This is a genomic window from Streptomyces sp. NPDC058239 (assembly GCF_042882185.1).
Taxonomy (GTDB): Bacteria; Actinomycetota; Actinomycetes; order Streptomycetales; family Streptomycetaceae; genus Streptomyces.
Genome location: NZ_JBHVWS010000099.1, coordinates 1 through 19,781, shown reverse-complemented (window position 1 = coordinate 19,781; position 19,781 = coordinate 1). Strand labels below are relative to the sequence as shown.

16 protein-coding genes and 4 pseudogenes are annotated in these 19,781 nt (G+C 68.4%); 10 read left to right on the top strand and 10 right to left on the bottom strand.

Going from position 1 to position 19,781, the window contains the following annotated elements; translation table 11 throughout:
- Positions 1–264 precede the first annotated feature (264 nt).
- The 3 genes and pseudogenes from bla to ACFVYE_RS45895 all read right to left on the bottom strand — a co-directional run bounded on the left by bla (position 265) and on the right by ACFVYE_RS45895 (position 2,714).
- Complete coding sequence (bla, locus tag ACFVYE_RS45905) at positions 265–1,236, bottom strand: class A beta-lactamase (RefSeq protein WP_389609512.1); 972 nt, start codon at positions 1,234–1,236, stop codon at positions 265–267.
- 135 nt (positions 1,237–1,371) lie between these two features.
- Positions 1,372–1,557, bottom strand: a pseudogene (locus ACFVYE_RS45900) (PbsX family transcriptional regulator); the annotation flags it as partial.
- A gap of 137 nt (positions 1,558–1,694) precedes the next feature.
- On the bottom strand, positions 1,695–2,714 hold the full coding sequence (locus ACFVYE_RS45895) for an aldo/keto reductase (RefSeq protein WP_383958902.1): 1,020 nt from the start codon (positions 2,712–2,714) through the stop codon (positions 1,695–1,697).
- Positions 2,715–2,871: 157 nt separating this feature from the next.
- Here ACFVYE_RS45895 and ACFVYE_RS45890 point away from each other — a divergent pair, with 157 nt between their 5' ends.
- Complete coding sequence (locus tag ACFVYE_RS45890) at positions 2,872–3,462, top strand: TetR/AcrR family transcriptional regulator (protein WP_389609510.1); 591 nt, start codon at positions 2,872–2,874, stop codon at positions 3,460–3,462.
- 490 nt (positions 3,463–3,952) lie between these two features.
- On the opposite strand, the gene ACFVYE_RS45885 is transcribed toward ACFVYE_RS45890, so the two are convergent.
- Positions 3,953–4,939, bottom strand: coding sequence for a LacI family DNA-binding transcriptional regulator (locus ACFVYE_RS45885; RefSeq protein ID WP_383958906.1), 987 nt, complete (start codon positions 4,937–4,939; stop codon positions 3,953–3,955).
- Positions 4,940–5,200: 261 nt separating this feature from the next.
- Here ACFVYE_RS45885 and ACFVYE_RS45880 point away from each other — a divergent pair, with 261 nt between their 5' ends.
- The 5 genes from ACFVYE_RS45880 to ACFVYE_RS45860 all read left to right on the top strand — a co-directional run bounded on the left by ACFVYE_RS45880 (position 5,201) and on the right by ACFVYE_RS45860 (position 12,687).
- Positions 5,201–6,127, top strand: a complete 927-nt coding sequence (locus tag ACFVYE_RS45880; RefSeq protein ID WP_383959020.1) for a carbohydrate ABC transporter permease — start codon at positions 5,201–5,203, stop codon at positions 6,125–6,127.
- 5 nt (positions 6,128–6,132) lie between these two features.
- On the top strand, positions 6,133–7,074 hold the full coding sequence (locus ACFVYE_RS45875; RefSeq protein WP_389609508.1) for a carbohydrate ABC transporter permease: 942 nt from the start codon (positions 6,133–6,135) through the stop codon (positions 7,072–7,074).
- A 74-nt stretch (positions 7,075–7,148) separates the two neighbouring features.
- Positions 7,149–8,489, top strand: coding sequence for an ABC transporter substrate-binding protein (locus tag ACFVYE_RS45870; protein ID WP_383958910.1), 1,341 nt, complete (start codon positions 7,149–7,151; stop codon positions 8,487–8,489).
- A gap of 54 nt (positions 8,490–8,543) precedes the next feature.
- Positions 8,544–10,595 (top strand): beta-galactosidase, encoded by a 2,052-nt coding sequence (locus ACFVYE_RS45865; RefSeq protein WP_389609506.1) that lies wholly within the window; start codon positions 8,544–8,546, stop codon positions 10,593–10,595.
- A gap of 55 nt (positions 10,596–10,650) precedes the next feature.
- A complete protein-coding gene (locus ACFVYE_RS45860; RefSeq protein WP_389609504.1) occupies positions 10,651–12,687 on the top strand; it encodes an RICIN domain-containing protein in 2,037 nt (678 codons plus the stop codon).
- 430 nt (positions 12,688–13,117) lie between these two features.
- Here the strand turns inward: ACFVYE_RS45860 and ACFVYE_RS45855 are convergent, their stop codons facing one another.
- Together ACFVYE_RS45855 and ACFVYE_RS45850 are read right to left on the bottom strand one after the other, a co-directional pair.
- Complete coding sequence (locus tag ACFVYE_RS45855; protein ID WP_383958917.1) at positions 13,118–13,642, bottom strand: VOC family protein; 525 nt, start codon at positions 13,640–13,642, stop codon at positions 13,118–13,120.
- A gap of 161 nt (positions 13,643–13,803) precedes the next feature.
- On the bottom strand, positions 13,804–14,193 hold the full coding sequence (locus tag ACFVYE_RS45850) for a VOC family protein (RefSeq protein WP_383958919.1): 390 nt from the start codon (positions 14,191–14,193) through the stop codon (positions 13,804–13,806).
- 197 nt (positions 14,194–14,390) lie between these two features.
- On the opposite strand from ACFVYE_RS45850, the pseudogene ACFVYE_RS45845 reads away from it, so the two are divergent.
- Positions 14,391–14,612, top strand: a pseudogene (locus tag ACFVYE_RS45845) (LysR family transcriptional regulator); the annotation flags it as partial.
- A gap of 69 nt (positions 14,613–14,681) precedes the next feature.
- On the opposite strand, the pseudogene ACFVYE_RS45840 reads toward ACFVYE_RS45845, so the two are convergent.
- Positions 14,682–14,883, bottom strand: a pseudogene (locus tag ACFVYE_RS45840) (hypothetical protein); the annotation flags it as partial.
- A gap of 119 nt (positions 14,884–15,002) precedes the next feature.
- On the opposite strand from ACFVYE_RS45840, the gene ACFVYE_RS45835 reads away from it, so the two are divergent.
- Together ACFVYE_RS45835 and ACFVYE_RS45830 are read left to right on the top strand one after the other, a co-directional pair.
- Entirely contained in the window at positions 15,003–16,223 is a 1,221-nt protein-coding gene (locus ACFVYE_RS45835) for a carbohydrate-binding protein (RefSeq protein ID WP_383958921.1), read from the top strand.
- A 582-nt stretch (positions 16,224–16,805) separates the two neighbouring features.
- Positions 16,806–17,303 carry a zinc-binding dehydrogenase gene (locus tag ACFVYE_RS45830; RefSeq protein ID WP_383958923.1) on the top strand — a complete coding sequence of 166 codons (498 nt, stop codon included), beginning with the start codon at positions 16,806–16,808 and terminating at the stop codon, positions 17,301–17,303.
- Between the two features lie 565 nt (positions 17,304–17,868).
- On the opposite strand, the gene ACFVYE_RS45825 is transcribed toward ACFVYE_RS45830, so the two are convergent.
- Both ACFVYE_RS45825 and ACFVYE_RS45820 read right to left on the bottom strand, forming a co-directional pair.
- Positions 17,869–18,375 carry a DUF4232 domain-containing protein gene (locus ACFVYE_RS45825; protein ID WP_383958925.1) on the bottom strand — a complete coding sequence of 169 codons (507 nt, stop codon included), beginning with the start codon at positions 18,373–18,375 and terminating at the stop codon, positions 17,869–17,871.
- Positions 18,376–18,561: 186 nt separating this feature from the next.
- Positions 18,562–18,684 (bottom strand): annotated as a pseudogene (locus tag ACFVYE_RS45820) (SAM-dependent methyltransferase); the annotation flags it as partial.
- Positions 18,685–18,871: 187 nt separating this feature from the next.
- Here ACFVYE_RS45820 and ACFVYE_RS45815 point away from each other — a divergent pair.
- Positions 18,872–19,267 (top strand): VOC family protein, encoded by a 396-nt coding sequence (locus ACFVYE_RS45815; RefSeq protein WP_383958927.1) that lies wholly within the window; start codon positions 18,872–18,874, stop codon positions 19,265–19,267.
- A 275-nt stretch (positions 19,268–19,542) separates the two neighbouring features.
- Here the strand turns inward: ACFVYE_RS45815 and ACFVYE_RS45810 are convergent.
- The coding region (locus ACFVYE_RS45810; protein WP_389609501.1) for an integrase core domain-containing protein at positions 19,543–19,781 on the bottom strand (239 nt) is incomplete at its 5' end.

The following is a 19,781-nucleotide window of genomic DNA, read 5'->3' as shown; positions in this document are numbered from 1 at the left end:
GGGTGGGGCCTCTTCTCCCCCCGGGAGAGCGGTCCAGTGCGGGTCCCGCGCCCCCCGTTTTACGCGTCTTCGCCCCGCCCCGCCGCGCGCGGGTGCCCGGCCCGCACCTCGGGCCCGCCCACCGCCGTGTGCTCCTCGTCCTCGCCGTACGGGGTGATCTCGTGATCGGCGTGGAGCGTTCCTGCTTCGAAGTCGGCCGGCTGAAGGCCGATCTCGCCATCACGCTCCTGCGGAGGTTCCCGGGCCGGGTGCGACCAGGGCCTCTCAACCGGCTCGTGAGTGCGAGCTCCGGGCAATTGCGTCGAGGGCGACCTCGGCGGCGCGGGCGATGAGCGCGTCGTCGCGGTCGGCGTTCTTGGTGTCGCGGCGGGAGAGGACGGCGAGGGCGACGGGGGCGGCGCCCGGGGGCCAGACGATGGCGATGTCGTTACGTGTGCCGTAGCCGCCCGTGCCGGTCTTGTCCCCGACCTGCCACCCGTCGGGAGCGCCTGCGCGGATGGTGTTGTCGCCGGTCGTGTTGCGCTTGAGCCAGTCGGTCAGCACGGCCCGCTTGTCCGCGGGGAGCGTGGTGCCGAGGACGTACGCGTTCAGATCCGTGGCCAGGGCGCGGGGTGTGCTGGTGTCGCGGAGGTCGCCGGGGGCGGCCTCGCTGAGGTCGGCTTCGTAGCGGTCGCAGCGGGTGACGTCGTCACCGAGCGCACGGAGCGCGTCCTGCAGGCCCTGGGGGCCGCCCAGTTCGTGGAAGAGGAGGTTGGCCGCGGCATTGTCGCTGTAGCGGACGGCGGCGTCGCACAACTCACGCAGGGTCAGTCCGGTGGCGACGTGCTTCTCAGTGATCGGCGAGTTACTGATGAGATCGGCGCGGCCGTAGCGCACGAGCCGGTCCATCTGCCGGAGGGAATGCTTGTCCAGCATGGCGGCGGCAAGCAGCGCCTTGCAGGTGGAGGCGTAGGCGAAGCGTTCGTCGGGCCGGTGGGTGACGGTCCGGCCGCTGCCGGTGTCGAGGGCGTACACCCCTACCCGGGCGTCGAACTTCCGCTCCAATTCGCCGAATGCGTGCTCCGTACGGGGATCGACCGGCGTCGATGTGGCGGGCTCGGTGGCGGGTGGAGTCGTGCCCGATGGACTCGGGGTGGCGGCATCCGGCGTGGCCGTGCATCCGGAGAGTGGCAGGGCCGCGAGCCCGGCCAGTGTGGCGAGAGCGGCACGACGGGAGACAGGGGGGCGAGAGTGCATGATGCGCGGGCCTTCTGTTCCGGAGTGTGTTCACAGTGCATCGCGGCACGGGTGGCGGGTGGTCGGCATGCCGACGCCCACGACTCGTCGCGACTTGCGGCGGTGATGCCGCCGAGCCGTACGACCGCCATCCTCTCAGCGGGCCGGGCTGCCCAGGAACCGGGCAGCGACCGGACCTGCGTCGGCGCCACTGGAACCCCCGTCTTCCAGGAGCACCGCCCATGCGAGGTCGGAGCCGCCCTGGTACCCGATCATCCAGGTATGGGTGCGCGGCGGGCTGTCGGTGCCGAATGCGGCGGTTCCGGTCCAGACGTGCGGCCGCGGCCCGGGGCGGACAGGACGACCGGCTTCGCGGATATCACCGTGGTGGGTGCCCCCGTGATCTTCTGCGCGTTCGCGGTGTTCGAGTTGGACATGGAGTGCTTCCGTTCAGTTTCGTGGCGCGGTGGGCCCGGTGGTCAGCGGCGCCGCAGTGCCGGGTCGAGCAGCGCGGGCGGGGTGTCGGACTTCTCGTGCGCGGCCAGGTCGGTGCCGGGAGCGACAATCGCGTCGATCGCGTCGAGCACGTCGGCCCGGAGCGCGGTGTCAGCGGCGGCGAGCTGCGAGTGCAGGTGGTCCAGTGTGCGGGGACCGATGAGCGCGCTGGTCACGGCGGGATGCGCGGTCACGAATCCGAGCGCGAGCTGGATCATGGTCAGGCCGGCCTCGTCGGCGACCACGGCCAACTGCTCGACGGCATCGAGTCTGGCCCGGTTGGCGGGGATGGCGGTGTCGAAGCGTTGTGGCATGAACGTGGAGCGGCTGGTGGTGATGGACCGGCCCTCGCGGATCGCGCCCGACAGCCAGCCCGAAGCCAACGGGCTCCATACCAGCACACCAAGGCCGTACTGCTCGGTCACGGGCAGCACATGGGTTTCGATACCGCGCTGCAGGATCGAGTAGCTCGGCTGTTCGGTGACGTAACGGCTCAGGTGATGCTCGCGAGCGGCCCACTGGGCCTGCACGATGCGGTAGGCGGGGAACGTCGAGGAGCCGAAGCAACGGATCTTTCCCGCGCGCTGCAGGTCGGTCAACGCCGACAGCGTCTCCTCGTCACTGGTGCTCGGGTCCCACCGGTGGATCTGGTAGAGATCGACGTGGTCGACACCGAGGCGGCGCAGGCTGTTGTCCAACTCGGTCACCAGCCAGCGGCGCGAACTGCCCTGATGGTTGCGCTCGTCACCCATCGGCAGGCTTGCCTTCGTGGCCAGCACGATGTCGTCGCGCCTGCCGGCGATGGCCTTGCCGACCATCTCTTCCGACTCGCCGCCGCTGTACGCGTCCGCGGTGTCGATGACGTTGATCCCGCCCTCGAGAGCGGCATCGACGATGGCGGTGACCTCGTCCTGGGTGGTGCGTCCGATCCTGCCGAAGTTCATCGCGCCGAGCGCGAGGGAGCTGACCTGCACACCGGTGCGGCCCAAGGTGCGGTACTGCATGACCGTGTTCCTCCATTGCGGGTGAAGCGTGGTGGCGGTGCATGGCTTGGTTGTCGGGCCCCTGCTCTGGCATCATGAGCAAACGGAACCTTGTTCCGTTTGACGATACGGAACGTTGTTCCGCTTTGGCAAGCTCGACGGCAGAGGAAGTGGCGCGGTGAACGACAGTGGCGGGGGCGCGGGGCACGCAGCCCAGTCCAAGCGCAAGGACGCCCGGCGCAACCAGCAGACCCTGCTGGATGCGGCCGCCGCGGTCTTCGTCACCTCGGGCGTGGAAGCGCCGGTACGCGACATCGCGGCCAAGGCCGGCGTCGGGCTGGGCACGATCTACCGCCACTTCCCCACCCGGGCGGACCTGGTCATCGCCGTCTACCGCCACCAGGTCGACGCCTGCGCCGAGGCCGGCCCGGCCCTGCTGGCAACCGGCCCGACACCTCACGCCGCCCTCGGGCGGTGGGTCGACCTCTTCGTCGACTTCCTGGTCACCAAGCACGGCCTCGCGGCCGCACTGCAGACCGACAACGCCGGCTTCGAAACGCTGCATGCCTACTTCCTCGACCGCCTCCTGCCGGTGTGCACCCAGCTCCTCGACGCTGCCGCCGCCTCCGGTGAGATCCGTTCCGGCCTCGACGCCTACCAGTTCATGCGCGGCATCGGAAATCTCTGCATCGGCGCCGACAGCGACCCCCGCTACGACGCACGCCAACTGGTCGCGTTCCTCGTCGCGGGACTACGCCGACCACGCTGATCGTGGCACCCGTGAATGACAGGGGCCTCGCGTGAACGGTCATGTGCGAGCGTTCCGCGGGAGCCCCGGACGTGATCACGTTTCCGCAGGTCGGCGAACAGGTGGTTTCCCGGCAGGCATGACCCGCCGCCCATCACTCGTAGTTCTTCACCGAACTTGAGGGTGCGTCACTCACGGCGCCGGCGTCTTCGACGGCCGGTGCGGGCAGGACGGCCGGGACGGCAAGGAGCGCGGCGACGAGGAACGCGGTGCGGTAGGCGGTGACCCGGCAGTCCTGCGAACACCTACTCCGTGGGCTGCGTCAACGTGGCCACCGGCTCCGTCATGGACGCCCCCGGCGATGCCTCCGGCCGCTTCATCACCCACCCGCAGCGCTTCAATGCCCAGTGCTTGCCTCGCGGGCCTGGGTCCTCGTGTGCCGCGACGTCGACTGAGAGGAGGCCGGCCGATTCGGTGACCGCCTCCACGTTCCCCGGCCACCGGCGCATCGTCAGCCGCGTCCGTATGCCGTGCTCTCCCGTACCACGAGCCGCGTCGGCACCAGTGTCGTTCCCCGCTCCGCCTCGCCCTGCCGTACCTGGCGCAGGGCGCTCTCCACGCAGCGGCGGCCGACCTCGGCGAAGTCCTGGTGGACCGTGGTCAGCGGGGGAAGGAACGAGCCCGACTCCGGGATGTCGTCGAAGCCGATGACCGAGACGTCCTGGGGGACCTTGCGGCCACGCTCGTGCAGGGCGCGCAGCAGGCCGAGCGCCATCTGGTCGTTGGCGGCGAACACTGCGGTGCAGTCGGCCTGTTCGGCCAGGTGAAGGCCCGCGCGGTAGCCCGACTCCGCCGACCAGTCGCCGCGCACGAGGGGTGGTGGTACGCGGCCCGCCTCCTCAAGTGTCCTGCGCCAGGCGTCCGTTCGACGTTGCGCCGCGTACGACGCCTCCGGTCCGGCGAGGTGCCACACCGTGCGGTGCCCGAGGTCGAGCAGGTGCAGTACGGCGTCCCGCGTGCCGCCTGCCTGGTCCGTGTCGACGACCGCGTACCGGTCTCCGGCGTCCGAGTCCGCGACCACGATCTTCACGTGCGGCGGCAGCGACAGGCTCGCCGAGTCGAGCAGATGGACCTCCATGATGACGATGACCGCGTCCACCGCCAGCTCACCCAACCGGGAGAAGGCGCCGCGCACTTCGTCCTGGGTGGGGACCGCGACCGGCAGCAGGGTGACCGAGTACCCCTCCTGTGCGGCCGATGTCGCGATGGCCTCCAGTGTGCGCACGTTGCCCGTCGTGGACAGCGTGAATGTGATCACGCCGATCGTGCGGAAGTCGCCCCGCTTGAGCGCGCGGGCCGCACTGTTGGGCCGGTAGCCGAGCTCCTTCATCGCCGCGAGGACCCGTTGCCGCGTCTCCTCGTTGACGCCGGGGAAGCCGTTCGAGACGCGGGACACCGTCTGCGAGGAGACGCCCGCGACCCGGGCGACGTCTGCCATCGACGCGTTCTGTGTACGGCGTCGGCCGCCGGCCCTGCCTCGCGCCGGGGCGCTGTCCGTTGCTCCCACCGTCTTCCCTCACCAGCTGTCTCGTTCGTATACCGAGAGACGGACTCTTGACCGTGATCAACGGGGCGGTGTAGACATGCCGCCACCGAATGTTTACGTAACCATAACAGCCGTCGGCTCCTTGCGCGTCGGAATGGTTACGCAAACATCAGGGTCACCACCCGCGAGGGATGTATGAGCGAGGGACGCGAGATGACGACGCTTCAACCGCCGGCGGCCACAGGACGCCGCCCGGCCGGACCACCGGCGCGACGGGCGCGCCGCTCGTGGGCGGGATGGGGGTTCATCGGCCCCTTCGTCATCGTCTTCGCGCTGGTCTTCCTGGCGCCGCTCGGGTACTCGATCTATCTGAGCCTCTTCAGGACCCAGCTCATCGGCGGCACCACCTTCGTGGGCCTCGACAACTACCAACAGGCCCTGCAGGACGGTCAGTTCTGGGACGGGGTCGGGCGCGTCGGCCTGTTCCTCGTGATCCAGGTGCCGATCATGCTGGGCGTCGCCCTGCTGATCGCGCTCGCCCTCGACAGTGGCCGCCTCTACGGCAAGGACTTCTTCCGGATATCCGTCTTTCTGCCGTATGCGGTGCCCGCCGTCGTCGCCTCCCTCATGTGGGGCTTCATCTACGGCACCCGCTTCGGCCTGGTCGGCGACATCAACGACGCCTTCGGCGTGAAGCTGCCCGACCCGCTCTCCTCGGACCTGATCCTGGCGTCCATCGGCAACATCGTGACCTGGGAGTTCGTCGGCTACAACATGCTGATCTTCTACGCCGCGCTGCGTGTCGTCCCGCACGCGCTGTACGAGGCGGCGGAGATCGACGGCGCGGGACAGTGGCGCGTCATCTCGGCGATCAAGCTGCCGGCCATCCGCGGCGCGCTCGTCATCGCCACCATCTTCTCGATCATCGGCAGCTTCCAGCTCTTCAACGAGCCCGCCATCCTCCAGAAGCTGGCACCGAACGCGATCACCACCGACTACACCCCGAACTACTACACGTACTCGCTGTCCTTCTCGGGCCAGCAGCACAACTACTCCGCGACGGTCGCCATCGTCATGGGCGTGATCACCATGATCGTCGCCTATGTCGTCCAGCTGCGCGGCATGCGCAAGGGAGCGTGAGCCCAATGACTGGACTGAGCAGTACCACCACCGCTTCCCGGCCGGCGACGCCGCCGAAGTCCGCCGCTCCGCGCCTGCGGGCTCCTCGCCGCCACACCCCGGGACGCCCCAGGCGGAGTGTCCTGCTGACCGTGCTCACCGTCGTCGTTCTGCTCTACAGCCTCGTACCGCTGCTGTGGCTGCTGATCAGCGCCACCAAGACACAGCAGGGCCTGGCGGGCTCGTTCGGCCTGTGGTTCGACGGGGACTTCGCCCTTTGGGACAACATCACCCAGACCTTCACGTACCAGGACGGTGTCTTCGGCCGCTGGCTCCTCAACACCCTGCTGTACGTGGTGGTGGGCGCGGGCGGCGCCACCTTCCTCGCGGTCCTCGGCGGGTACGCGCTCGCCAAGTTCGACTTCCCGGGCAAGCGGGGCGTGTTCGCGGTCGTCATCGGCGCGGTCGCGGTGCCGACCACGGCGCTCGCCGTCCCGACGTTCCTCATGTTCAGCAAGCTCGGCCTGACCGATACGCCGTGGGCGGTCATCATCCCGTCCCTGATCTCGCCGTTCGGCCTGTATCTGATGTGGGTGTTCGCAACCGAGGCGATCCCCACCGAACTGATGGAGGCCGCCCGCATCGACGGCGCGAGCGAGGTGCGCACCTTCTTCCAGGTCGCGCTGCCGCTGCTCGCACCCGGCACGGTCACCGTTCTGCTCTTCACCACGGTCGCGACGTGGAACAACTACTTCCTGCCGCTGATCATGCTGAAGGACCCCGACTGGTACCCGCTGACCGTCGGACTCGACGCGTGGAACAAGCAGGCGTACGCGGCCGGTGGCGAGGTCGTGTTCAACCTGGTCATCACCGGCTCGCTGATCACCATCGTGCCGCTGATCGCCGCGTTCCTGCTGCTCCAGAAGTACTGGCAGTCCGGTCTCGCCGCCGGAAGTGTCAAGGAGTAGACGCAACAGGAAAGTTCAACCTGCACCGTTTCTGAAAACCCTCTGTAGGCCCACGACGAAGTGGAAGCATCGCCATGCCCAAGCACCCCAGCCGCCTGCTGCGCGGCGTAGGTCTCGTCTGCGCCCTCGCCCTCGGGGCGACCGCCTGCGGCGGCTCCGACGACGACAGCTCCGGTCAGAAGAAGGTCGGTTCGGCCGACGTCCAGGCCGCCCTGAAGAAGGGAGGCACCGTCACCGTGTGGGCGTGGGAACCCACCTTGAAGCAGGTCGTCGCCGACTTCGAGAAGAAGTATCCGAAGGTCGACATCAAGCTGGTCAACGCGGGCACCAACAACGACCAGTACAAGGCCCTGCAGAACGCGATCTCGGCCAAGAAGGGCGTCCCCGACGTTGCGCAGATCGAGTACTACGCGCTCAGCCAGTACGCGCTGACGAAGTCGGTCACCGACCTCAAGCCGTACGGCGCCGATAAGCTGGCCGACGCGTATTCGCCGGGCCCGTGGAACTCGGTGCAGGCCGGTGACGGCATCTACGGCCTGCCGATGGACTCGGGACCGATGGCGCTCTTCTACAACAAGAAGGTCTTCGACAAGTACAAGATCGCCGTGCCGACGACGTGGGACGAGTACGTCGAGGCAGCCCGCAAGCTGCACAAGGCGGACCCGAAGGCGTACATCACCAGCGACCTCGGCGACGCGGGCCTGACCACCAGCCTTCTGTGGCAGGCCGGTTCGCACCCGTACAAGGTCGACGGCACCAAGGTCGGCATCGACTTCACCGACGCGGGCGCGAAGAAGTACACCGGGACCTGGCAGAAGCTCATCGGCGAGAAGCTCGTCTCACCGATCGCCGGATGGAGCGACGACTGGTACAAGGGCCTCGGCGACGGCACCATCGCCACGCTGCCCACCGGTGCGTGGATGCCCGCCAACTTCGCCTCCGGTGTGAAGGACGCCTCCGGTGACTGGCGCGCGGCCCCGATGCCGCAGTGGACCAAGGGGGCGACGGACAGCTCGGAGAACGGCGGCAGCTCGCTCGCGCTGCCCGAGCTCGGCAAGAACAAGGAACTCGCGTACGCCTTCGTCGAGTACGCCAACTCCGGTGCGGGCGTGCAGACCCGCATCGAGAACGGCGCGTTCCCCGCGACCACGAAGGACCTGAACTCCGAGGCGTTCCAGAACACCGAATTCCCGTACTTCGGCGGCCAGAAGGCCAACAAGGTCTTCGCCGAGTCCGCGAAGAACGTGCCTGCCGACTGGAAGTACCTGCCGTACCAGGTGTACGCCAACTCGATCTTCAACGACACCGTCGGCAAGGCCTACATCTCCGGCACAAAGCTGGCTCAGGGCCTGAAGGCGTGGCAGGACGCGTCCGTCAAGTACGGCACGGAGCAGGGCTTCACCGTCGAGAAGTAGCCCCCGGAGCCCTTGAAGCTCCCCTTCGCACCATCGGATCCCGGAAGGACCTGCATGACCTCCCCCCTCACCTCCCGTTTCCCGTACCCGGCGGGCAGCGACGGCAGCCGACACCTCGGCTACGGCGCCGATTACAACCCCGAGCAGTGGCCGCGGGAGGTGTGGGAGGAGGACGTCCGGCTGATGCGCGAGGCCGGCGTGAACGTCGTCTCCCTGGCGATCTTCTCCTGGGCCCGGCTCCAACCCACCGCCGACACCTGGGACTTCGGCTGGCTCGACGAGGTCATGGACCTGCTGCACGCGGGCGGCATCGGCGCCGACCTGGCCACCGCGACCGCGTCCCCGCCGCCGTGGCTCACCACCGCCCACCCGGAGATCCTGCCGGTGACAGCGACCGGCGAGACGCTCTGGCCGGGCGCGCGCCAGCACTGGCGGCCCACCTCACCGGCCTTCCGCACCCACGCGCTCCGTCTGGTCCGGGAGTTGGCGACGCGCTACGCCGGCCACCCAGCCCTGATCGCCTGGCACGTCAACAACGAGCTGGGCTGCCACAACGTCTACGACTACTCCGACGACGCCGCCCACGCCTTCCGGGCCTGGCTGCGCCGCCGCTACACCACTCTCGACGCCCTCAACCATGCCTGGGGAACGGCCTTCTGGTCCCAGCGCTACAGCGACTGGGACCAGATCCTGCCGCCACGCCTCGCCGCCTCGCACCCCAACCCGACGCAGCAGCTCGACTTCAAGCGGTTCTCGTCGGACGCGCTCAAGGACCATCTGATCGCGGAGCGCGAGGTGCTGCGCGAGTTGACCCCGGACGTGCCGGTGACCACCAACTTCATGGTGATGGGCGGCACCAAGGGCATGGACTACGCGGACTGGGCGGGCTCGGGCGCGATCGACTTCGTCGCCAACGACCACTACGTCGTCCCCGGCCCGCAGGACCGCGACGAGCTGTCCTTCTCCGCCAACCTGACCAGCGGAATCGCGCGCCACCGCCCGTGGTTCCTGATGGAGCACTCCACCGGTGCCGTGAACTGGCAGCCGGTCAACGTGGCGAAGAAACCCGGAGAGCTGGCGCGGGACTCGCTGCTGCACGTGGCGCACGGCGCCGACGCCGTCTGCTTCTTCCAGTGGCGCCAGTCGGCGGCCGGAGCCGAGAAGTACCACTCGGCAATGGTGCCGCACGCCGGTACCGACAGCGAACTCTTCCGCTCTGTCACCGAGTTGGGCCGCACCCTCGAAGCGCTCGCACCGATCGCCGGAGCCGAGCGTGAACCCGCCCGCGTGGCCGTTCTGTTCGACTGGGACTCGTGGTGGACCAGCGAGCAGGACTCCCACCCCACGTCGCGGCTCGACTACCACCGTGAGGCCCTCGACTGGTACTCCGCGCTGCTGCGGCTCGGCATCCGCGCCGACGTGGTGCCCGCGCACCGCACCGACCTCTCCTCGTACGGCGTGGTGATCGCGCCCGTGCTGCACGTGGTGCCCCAGCCTTTCGGCAAGGAGCTGACCCGGTACGTCGAGGGCGGCGGACACCTCGTCACCACATACTTCTCCGGTGTCGTCGACGAGAACGACCACATCTGGCTCGGCGGCTACCCCGGCGCCCTGCGTGAGCTGCTCGGCATCCGCATCGAGGAGTTCGGTCCGCTGCTCGACGGCGCCACCGTCGACCTCGACAACGCGACGACCGGCAGCCTGTGGACCGACCGGATCACCGTCACCGGGCCCGACGTGGAGGTGCTCGCCCGCTACCGCAGCGGGACGTATACCTCCCGCCCGGCCGTCACACGCTGTACGACGGGCCGCGGTTCGGCCGCGTACGTATCCACCCGCCTCGGCTCCGAAGGCCTCGCCGCACTGCTGCCGGAACTGCTCGCACCGGCCGACGTCACCAGTGAACTCCCGGACGCAGCACGAGGGTTGGTCGAGTTGGCCGTACGCCGCGACGCCGAAAGCCGCTACCTCTTCCTGGTCAACCGCGGCGACGTGCCGGTGCCGCTGCCCGGTGTGACCGGTGAGCTGCTCGTCGGTCCCGCGACGGAGGGCGGCCTCGTGCTGCCGCCCCGGGACGTCGCCGTGCTCCGGCAACCCGCCCCCTGAATCGCACCACAGAAGTACCAACTATCCGCCCATACATACAATTTGGGAGCACACGTTGGCACGCCGTACCCGCACAAGTCGACTCCTCGGCCTCGTCGGCACCGCCGCCCTGGTCTCGGGAGCCGCCCTCACCACCGCCCCGCCCGTGACGGCCGCAGCGTCGACCGCCGCCGTCACGGTGACCCCCGACCCCTCGTACCAGCAGCAGAAGTTCGAGGGCTGGGGCACGAGCCTCGTCTGGTTCGCCAATGTCACCGGCGGCTACCCGAAGGAAATCCGGGAGAAGCTCGCCGATCTCCTCTTCGGTGACGACGGGCTCGCCCTGAACATCGCCCGCTACAACATCGGCGGCGGCAACGCCCCCGATGTGAAGGACTACTTGAGGGCCGGGGGAGCGGTCGACGGGTGGTGGAAGGCCCCCGAGGGCACCACCCGCGACGACGCCGACTGGTGGAGTGCCGACGACCCGGCGGACTGGAACCCGGACGCCGACGCGACGCAGCGCTGGTGGGTGGACCGGATCAAGGACGACATCGACCACTGGGAGACGTTCAGCAACTCGCCGCCGTACTTCATGACGGAGAGCGGGTACGTCTCCGGTGGCTTCGACGCGACCAAGGACCAGCTCAAGGCCGACTCGGTCGAAGACTTCGCCGCGTACATGGCGGGCGCCACGAAGCGCCTGGAGAAGGCGGAGGGCATCAAGGTCGACACCGTCGACCCGTTCAACGAGCCCAACACCGGTTACTGGAGGACCACGTTGGGCGCCGACGGCGAGCCGACCGGCGGTCGCCAGGAAGGCGCGCACATAGGCCCCGAGCTCCAGCAGAAGGTCATACGCGCCCTCGCCCCCGCGCTGAAGAAGGCGAAGAGCGGTGCGGAGATCTCGGCCATGGACGAGACCAACCCGGGCATTTTCTCGACGAACTGGAACAGTTACCCGGCCGACGTGAAGAACCTCGTCGGGCAGATGAACGTCCACACCTACGGCACGGGCGGCCGCACCACCGTTCGCGACCTCGCCAAGGCGGCCGACAAGCCGCTGTGGATGAGCGAGGTCGAGGGCGACTGGGGCGACGGACAGTCCTTCACCGACATGCGGCCCGGCCTCGGCCTCGCCCAGCAGATGGTGGACGACCTGCGCGAACTGGAACCCACCGCCTGGGTGTTCTGGCAACCGGTCGAGGACTACGACAACATGAAGCCCGGCGGAGAGTCCGCCAAGGGCGGCAACTGGGGCAGCATCCAGGTCCCGTTCAGCTGCACCTCGAAGGACACCCTCGAGAGCTGCCCGGTGTACACGAACACGAAGTTCGACACCGCGCGCAACTTCACGCACTACATCCAGCCCGGTGACAGCCTGATCAGGACCGACGACGCCAGCAGCGCCGCGGCCGTCTCCGAGGACGGCAAGGGCGCGACGGTCGTCCACGTCAACAAGACCACCGACGCCCGCACGGTGACGCTTGATCTGTCGAAGTTCGGTCACATCGGCCAGGGCGCGACCGTCACCCCGGTCGTGACCAGCGCCGACGGCAAGCTGGCGCGGCACGACGCCGTCCCCGTCAGCGACAAGAAGGCCACCTTCACGGTTCCCGCGCAGTCGGTGACCTCGTTCGTCGTCGACGGGGTGTCCGGTGTTGCGAAGGACGCGGCGACCCTGCGGAAGGGGCACACGTACGAGCTGACTGGCGTGCAGAGCGGCAAGGATCTGACCGTCGCCGACGACGGCAGCAAGCTCGTCATCAAGGCCGGCGCCTCCGCCGCAGGCCAGCAGTGGCGGCTGCGGCAGATCAGCGGCGAGGGTGCGGACAACCGCAAGCGGTACGTGTTCACGAGCGCGGCGAGCGGCAAGCGTCTCGCCGTACGCGACGACGTCCCGGTCGTCGAACCCGACAGCGGCCGGCGTGACGCGGCCACCCAGTGGATCACGTCGTCGACCGGCGACGGCACCTGGACGCTCGTCAACGCCGGGACCGGCAAGCTCCTGGAAGTCGGCGGCCAGGCCACGAACGACGGCGCCGCCGTCAGCACCTGGCAGCCCAACTCCGGGGCGAACCAACTGTGGAAGGTCACCGACGTGACTCCGTAGACGTACTGGGCCCCACGGTGATCCGCCGTGGGGCCCGTGCCGTACGTCACAGATGGTGCGTCCTGCACTCCCGCAGCAGCAGCCACGCCGGACACAGGCTGCCGCGCACCTTTGTCACCACATCGACCGGCATCAGGGGCTGAACAGGGACGACCCGGACTCGACAGTGTCCCCCAAGGCCTCCTCTCAGAGGTCTCTGCCCGATGGCCCGGTCGGGGGGTATCAGGGATGTGGCTCGCGGCGCCGGGTGTCCGTGGGCACGGTCTCGAACGTCGGCAACCGTCCCGATGCCATGGCCGCGAGACGAGGGCGAGGGCCCTGCCCTTGATCGACCGGCTCGGCCATGTCCGCAGCGAGCCCGCGCGCCAAGCGCGCGGGCCGCAGCCGGATTGCGGGCTGCGTATCCATTGCGAACCCCGGACGGCACGGGTCAGCTGGTTGCCCTGACAGGGGCACTGCTGCGTCCGCCTCGACCGCTGAGCTCGGCGTCGAGTGTTTCCTGAGCCACGCGCATGGCGTCGGCGTAGACGGGGTCCTGCAGCCGCTTCCACATCTCGCCTTCAGAGACGTCCTCAACGCAGCTGACCACCCACCAGATGTTGCCGAAGGGGTCCTTGATACGCCCTCCGCGCTGTCCGAAGGCGTCGTCGGCCAGGGAAGTGACGACATGGCCGCCGGCTGCGACGGCTTGTGAGAACGCCTCGTCCGCGTCGGCGACGAACACGCGCAGCAGGCTCGGCATGGTGGGCCAGTCCGAGTGCCGGTCGAAAGCCAACACGACGGTGTCGCCGACTCGGATCTCACCGTGACCGATCAAGCCATCCTCGGTCGACACCCGCCCGAGCTCCTCACCCCCGAACGCCTGGGCGACGAAGTCGAGGAAAGCCCCCGTGTCGTCGGTGACGACCCAGGGCGCAACGGTGGTGTAGCCCTTCGGCGCGGTGTGCTCGGACATCACGGTCCTTTCGCTGATGTTGGTTGCCGGCAGCGACGATAGGCGTGAATTAGGTCAGTTCCTGTCCGGCATTGCGGCGAGCTTGGGCAGCGACCGGTGCTACCTCACGACTGCTCGCGCTGCTCGTGCTGGGGGTGTCCGATGGGTCGCCGTGGGGATCCTCAGGCGTCCTGCGGGTACCAGCGCAGTTCCACGGTATTGCCGTCCGGGTCCTGGACATACAGGGAGACCGCGGTGCCCTGGGCGCCGAAGCGCTCTCCGGGACCGTCCAGCACCGTGAAGACGCCGGAATCGATGACCTGCTGCCAGTCGAGCGGCTCGACGACCAGGCAGATGTGGTCGACGTTGGAGCCCTCCGGCCGCTCGTCGGCCGCCTCGACGAGGTCGATGATGGTGGTGGGGCTCACCCGCACGGACGGGAAGGAGACCTTGCCGGCCCGCCACTCCTCCGCCCGCACCGGTTGCAGCCCCAGCGGGCCGGTGTAGAAGGCGAGCGAGCGCTCGATGTCGGCGACGTTCAGGACGAGGTGGTCGAAGGCAATCACGCGCATGGGTGTCTCCGCAGGGTCGGGTCGGCCGGGGCGCCGGTGGTGGTGCGACGAGGCCGGCGGCTCCGGACCTCGCTGGTCCGAGGCGGTGGCTGGTCGTTGACTGCCGTGGCGTGCCCTTGACTTCAGCATCGCCGAGCAGGCATCCGTTGGTCCAACGCATGTTTGTCATCCGATCCATCGTGTTTCACGATGGATCAATGGATCTCCAGCGGATGCGCTACGTCGTCGCGGTGGCGGAGACCGCGAGCTTCACCTGCGCCGCCGAGCGGTGCCACGTCGTCCAGTCCGCGCTCAGCCGCCAAGTGGCCCGACTGGAGAAGGAACTGGGCGCCCGGCTGTTCGAGCGGACCGGCCGCCGGGTGCGGCTGACCACCGCCGGAGAGGCGTTCCTGCCCGCTGCCCGCCAGGCCCTCGACGCGATTGTTGCTCGTCGGTGGCAGCGGTTCCGGAACCGCCCACTCATCGCCAGTCGGATTCCCTCTCGGTAATCAGTGAGAGGGGTCTCCCATCGTCTCGGGACAGGCTGCGCGAGCCTTGGGGCGTTCGACGAGGTGCCCGCGTTCGAAGCGGGCTCCGGCGCGGACGAGGGCGGCGGGGTGGGGTGCGTTTACCGCTCGCCGGCGAGTCTGCGCGGACTCGACCGGTTTTGAATACCATGGCCAGGCCGGCCGCTCTGTCGGCCGCACCCTTGGCGCCCGCGCCTCCCCGGTGCGTCAATCTTCAAGAAACCGCAATGGTCTAGGCCAACTCATTGACGTGCCTGCGTCAACCCTTGATTCTGGCGGCACCTTCTCCCAACAGGAGTCCCCATGAAGCGTATTCGCGCTCTGCTCTGTGGTGCCGCCACCGCCGCGCTGGCCACCGCAGGACTCGCTGTCTTCGCCGCGCAGCAGGCTTCGGGTGCGTCCACCGACGCCACCGCGCTCAGTAACCGGTGGTTCGCCGCCGCGCCCTATCTGATGCCGCACGACAACAACCCGCCGGACGCGGGCGCCATCATGGACGCCAGCGGTCTCAAGGCGTTCCAGCTCGCGTTCGTCCTCGCCCCCAACGGGGGCGGTTGCAGCCCGACTTGGGACGGTACGTCGCCGGTCTCGTCGGACACCGCCGTGGCATCCGTCATCAGCTCGATCCGCGCCAAGGGCGGTGACGTGTCGGTCTCCATCGGTGGGTACGGGGGTACCAAGCTCGGCCAGACCTGCTCCGACGCGGCGTCCACCGCGGCCGCCTACCAACAGGTCATCACCAAGTACCAGCTGAAGGCCATCGACTTCGACCTGGAGGAGCCGGAGTACGAGAACGCCGCCGCCATCGCCCACGAGATCGGCGCAGCCAAGATCCTCCAGCAGAACAACCCGGGCCTGTACGTCTCGGTCACCACCGCGGGAACCGCCGACGGCACCGGCTGGTTCGGCAAGCAAATGCTCAACGAGGCCAAGTCGCAGGGCTTCACGCCGAACAACTTCTCGATCATGCCCTTCGACGGCGGGTTCAACGGGGCGGCCGCACAGACGAGCGCCCTGACGAACTTCAACTCCATCCTGCAGTCCACTTTCGGCTGGGACGCGGCGACCGCGTACGCGCACGAAGGCTTCTCCGGCATGAACGGCCGCAGCGACACCGGGGAGTACTTCAGCCAGGCCGACTTCCAGACCGTGCTGGACTTCGCCACCAGCCACCACATGGACCGCTTCACCTTCTGGTCCCTCAACCGCGACCGCCAGTGCACCCCGCCCGACAACAACGGCCAGACCTCCGGCACGTGCAGCAGCGTGGCCCAGTCGGACTGGGACTTCGCGAAGTACTCGGTGAAGTTCGCCGGAGTCACCCCGCCTACGACCACCCCTCCGACCACCCCTCCTCCGGGCGGCAGCTGCGCCGCGGCCGCGTGGAGCAGCGGCGCCGTCTACACGGCCGGTAACACCGTCTCGTACGGGGGCCACACGTGGAAGGCCAAGTGGTGGACGCAGAACGAGACGCCCGGCACCACGGGCGAATGGGGAGTCTGGCAGGACCTCGGCGCCTGCTGACCCGACATCTGTCCGGCCCGGGACGGCGTACGCGCGCCGGTCCGGGCCGGCTCCTGGGCCGCAAAGCACGGCGGCCGCCCCCAGGCCATCACCGGCTTGAGGGTGCCGCCGTAACGCGGCGCTGCGCCCCTGGGCGCCGGAACAGCCGGCATCGAAACGGTCTTCCTCGTCCTGGTCCTGGCGGGGCGCGTCCACGGGCCGGGCCACCGCACCCACCCGGGCCCCGCACCCACCCCGAGCGGCCGGGTACTCGCCCAGCTGCAGTGGCAGCGGACGATACAACTGAGCCGCTCAGCCGCACCGACTCGGTGGCCGCGCCCAGAAGAAGCCCATCTTCTTCGCCGAATACGACACGAGGAGATTCTTCGTCTGCCGGTGGTACAGGTCTTTCACGGCGTTGACCTGCTGAAACAGCGGATGTCGGGATCGGCGGCGGTCGCTGGCCCGCATATGGTCCTGATCTTGGTTCCAGATGCCGCCTCCGCCAGGAGTGACCAGGCCCGACCGCGGGCGTGACCGTGGTCCTATCTCACCGCCTACGGCACGCTGATCGAGGTCGGCCGGGCCCGGCCGGGCGGCCACGTGCTGATCACCGCGGCGTCCAGCAGTGTGGGCACGGCCGCCATTCAGATCGCCGTGACCCGTGCCGAGGCCAAGGCCAAGGCCGAGCAGCTGGTACGGACAGGAGCCGCCCATGTCATCGCGACCGACCACGACGACCTGGCCGACCGCGTCAAGGACATCACCGGCGGGGAGGGCACCGGCGGCCCGGGCCTGACCCAACTCGCCCAACTCGTGGCCTGCGACGGCGCGCTGATCGTGTACGGCTGGCTCGACCCACGCCCCGCTCCGCCGCCCGTGAACTGGCCGCTGAACGTCCACGGTTACGGCGTCCACCACGTCATCCAGAATCCCGACCGCACCCGCCGGGCTCATGCCTTCATCACCGCCGGCCTGCGCACCGGCGCACTGGCACCCGTGATTGACCGAACCTTCGACCTGTCCGCTATCGCTGACGCCCACCGTCACATGGAGGCCAACGGCCAGGTCGGCAAGGTCATCGTCACCGTCCGGCACTGAAGCGTCCCCTACTGGGCAGCCATCGCGAGACCGGGCGAGCCCAACGTCAGTCCCACCGGGACACGGCCCATCGGGCCCACCACAGAATCCGAAACTTGACTTCTCCATTGGGGAGCCCCTGAGCGTGCGGGGTGGCCGGAGTGAGCGCCAGGTTGGCCGCAGGGCAGCAGCGGCCAGTTCTGACCTGTGATTCTACTCAGACGGGGCGCTGGGTGATGCTGCTCGGGATGCAGCATGTGCTACTCACCGGGACAGTCACTTCATCAACTTCAAGGAGTTCCCGCCACGCCGGCACCCTCGCCTTCCTGGTCGCCGCTGACGACTGAGTGAGCTGTTGCCCGGAGCCGTAGGACCGACCATCGCGTCGCACCGTGATGAGCGCTCTACCTGGCGCAGCGGGCCAGCCAGGGCGTTTCTTCTGGAGCACCTCGCCGACCGGATGAAGGTGCCCACTTACGAGAAGACGTTTCGCTTGAGGCCGTTCGGCGGTACGCCGCACACGAAAGACCCGGTGTGTCCCGCCGCTGTGACACTGCCGCGGGACGCACCGGGGTGTGGGAGGAGGTCAGGCGCCGCGCTGGACCGGACCGATGAGAGTACCGGTGGCCACGTTGAGCTTGCCCTGGGCGACGGACGTGCCGGGGATCTCCCCGTCCGGAGCCTGGAGCGTGAACGATGCCTCCCTCGCGGCGATGCTGCGGCCGCTGCTGGGAACCTGGATATCGAAGTGCACCGGGTGGCCCGGACCGAAGGTCACTACGGTTGCCTGGTTGCCGTAGTGGCCGGCGGCGACCCCGATCTCCGAATCGCGGTTCGAGAACCGCACGTTGGTTGGCGAACCGGCCAGCTTGCACGGCTCGTACCCGCGCGGCGCGGTCAGCGTCACGCGGTAGTGGCGGTGCCCTGCGTCGGCGGGCGCCTCGGTGATCTTCGCGGTGTGGTTGGCCGGCCGGCAGGCCGAAGGGGCGACGCCGCCGGCCGTTGCGGGCGAAGCCTGCGCGACTCCCGCACCAGCAGCACCCGTCAGCGCAGTGGCGGCGACGGTGAGGGCGAACTTCCAGTTCGTACGCATTCTGAACACTCCTTGCCTTGCTTAATGGCCCTGCGGGTGTTCTCCGCCAGAACCATGGTCAACACGATTGCTGCCCCTCAACCCTCGCGAGGAATGTCTCAGGATTGACACGGCCGTGCGGCCAGGTGTGTGCAACCCATACGTACTATTGAAGTTCGATCACACGTCTGAAGGACCGGGCCGCCTCTCGACCTCCTGCCGTTCTCGGAAGCGCAATGTCGAGTCCGATGTCAGCACCTGGCCGTCCGCAGCGCATACACAAGTCCACCGGAACGTCACCAGCGGCCAGCTCACGCCGGTGCAGGTGATACCGGTCAACGCGTGAAGTCTCCCGGTGCCTGGAGCCTGTTCTTCGCAGACCTGCTCCTACCAGGGCTTGACGCGTACCTGATGTCGGGTCAACGACTGATGTCCCTGGTCAGGAAGATCCCCGGATCTGTCGAACGGGCGACACGGGCCAATACTCTGAGTTCTGTCCGCACTATCTGGGAGAGTCATGACAAGTAGGTTCACCGAGTTGGCCGTTGACTGCCACGATCCGGAGGGGCTCGCGGCCTTCTGGTGCGAGGTCCTGGACTTCAAGGTGATCGACCGGAGCGAGGGCAAGGTCGAGATCGGCTCCTGGGTGCCGACCGTCGAGGATGTTCGGGCCCGCCAGATGCCGCCCACCCTGCTGTTCATCCAGGTGCCCGAGGGCAAGACCGTGAAGAATCGGCTTCACCTCGACGTCAGCCCGATCGACGGCAGCACCGAGGACGAGGTCACCAGATTGCTCGGCCTCGGCGCCACCACGACGGATGTGGGCCAGGGCTCAGACCGAAACTGGGTGGTCATGGCCGACCCCGAGGGCAACGAGTTCGATGTCCTACGCACCCTGGCACCGCAGAACTAGGCCGCGAGCGGGCACCCGCACCCCGTCACACACCACAACCGTCACGTTGCCGAGAAAATGATCGTGGTTGAGCTCCGCGATTCTTTCCCAACCTGCCCCAAGGGTACGAGCGTTGTCTGCTGGGTGAAGCTCCTGGCAGACGGGTTCTCGACCAAGACCACCCGTGTCTGCCAGGAGCTTCGCGTGCTTGTTTACCCATTGTCGATCGATACGGCCTTCGGTCCAGCGCCTGCGTACACGGTCGAGGCTTTCCCCTTGATCGTGGACACCGGTTGTCATGCGGCGGCGGCCAGCGTAGTTGATCGTTGTTCGTAGGCGATCGGGCTGATCTGGCCGAGGCGGGAGTGCCGTCGGCGGGTGTTGTAGCGGGTTGCCCATCGGAAGACCGCGAGGCGGGCCTCACGGGCCCCGTCACACCGTTTCCGTCCCTGGAGCGTCTCGCGTTTCATGGTCGCGTTCAGACTCTCCGCGGTGGCGTTGTCCGCGCTCGTGCCCGCCGCGCCGCGTGATCTGG

Excerpts from the sequence above, each read along its gene's own strand:
- bla (WP_389609512.1), bottom strand. The coding sequence starts at position 1,236 with ATGCACTCTCGCCCCCCTGTCTCCCGTCGTGCCGCTCTCGCCACACTG.
- ACFVYE_RS45895 (WP_383958902.1), bottom strand. The coding sequence starts at position 2,714 with ATGCAGTACCGCACCTTGGGCCGCACCGGTGTGCAGGTCAGCTCCCTC.
- ACFVYE_RS45885 (WP_383958906.1), bottom strand. The coding sequence starts at position 4,939 with ATGGCAGACGTCGCCCGGGTCGCGGGCGTCTCCTCGCAGACGGTGTCC.
- ACFVYE_RS45880 (WP_383959020.1), top strand. The coding sequence starts at position 5,201 with ATGACGACGCTTCAACCGCCGGCGGCCACAGGACGCCGCCCGGCCGGA.
- ACFVYE_RS45875 (WP_389609508.1), top strand. The coding sequence starts at position 6,133 with ATGACTGGACTGAGCAGTACCACCACCGCTTCCCGGCCGGCGACGCCG.
- ACFVYE_RS45870 (WP_383958910.1), top strand. The coding sequence starts at position 7,149 with ATGCCCAAGCACCCCAGCCGCCTGCTGCGCGGCGTAGGTCTCGTCTGC.
- ACFVYE_RS45865 (WP_389609506.1), top strand. The coding sequence starts at position 8,544 with ATGACCTCCCCCCTCACCTCCCGTTTCCCGTACCCGGCGGGCAGCGAC.
- ACFVYE_RS45855 (WP_383958917.1), bottom strand. The coding sequence starts at position 13,642 with ATGTCCGAGCACACCGCGCCGAAGGGCTACACCACCGTTGCGCCCTGG.
- ACFVYE_RS45850 (WP_383958919.1), bottom strand. The coding sequence starts at position 14,193 with ATGCGCGTGATTGCCTTCGACCACCTCGTCCTGAACGTCGCCGACATC.
- ACFVYE_RS45835 (WP_383958921.1), top strand. The coding sequence starts at position 15,003 with ATGAAGCGTATTCGCGCTCTGCTCTGTGGTGCCGCCACCGCCGCGCTG.
- ACFVYE_RS45825 (WP_383958925.1), bottom strand. The coding sequence starts at position 18,375 with ATGCGTACGAACTGGAAGTTCGCCCTCACCGTCGCCGCCACTGCGCTG.
- ACFVYE_RS45815 (WP_383958927.1), top strand. The coding sequence starts at position 18,872 with ATGACAAGTAGGTTCACCGAGTTGGCCGTTGACTGCCACGATCCGGAG.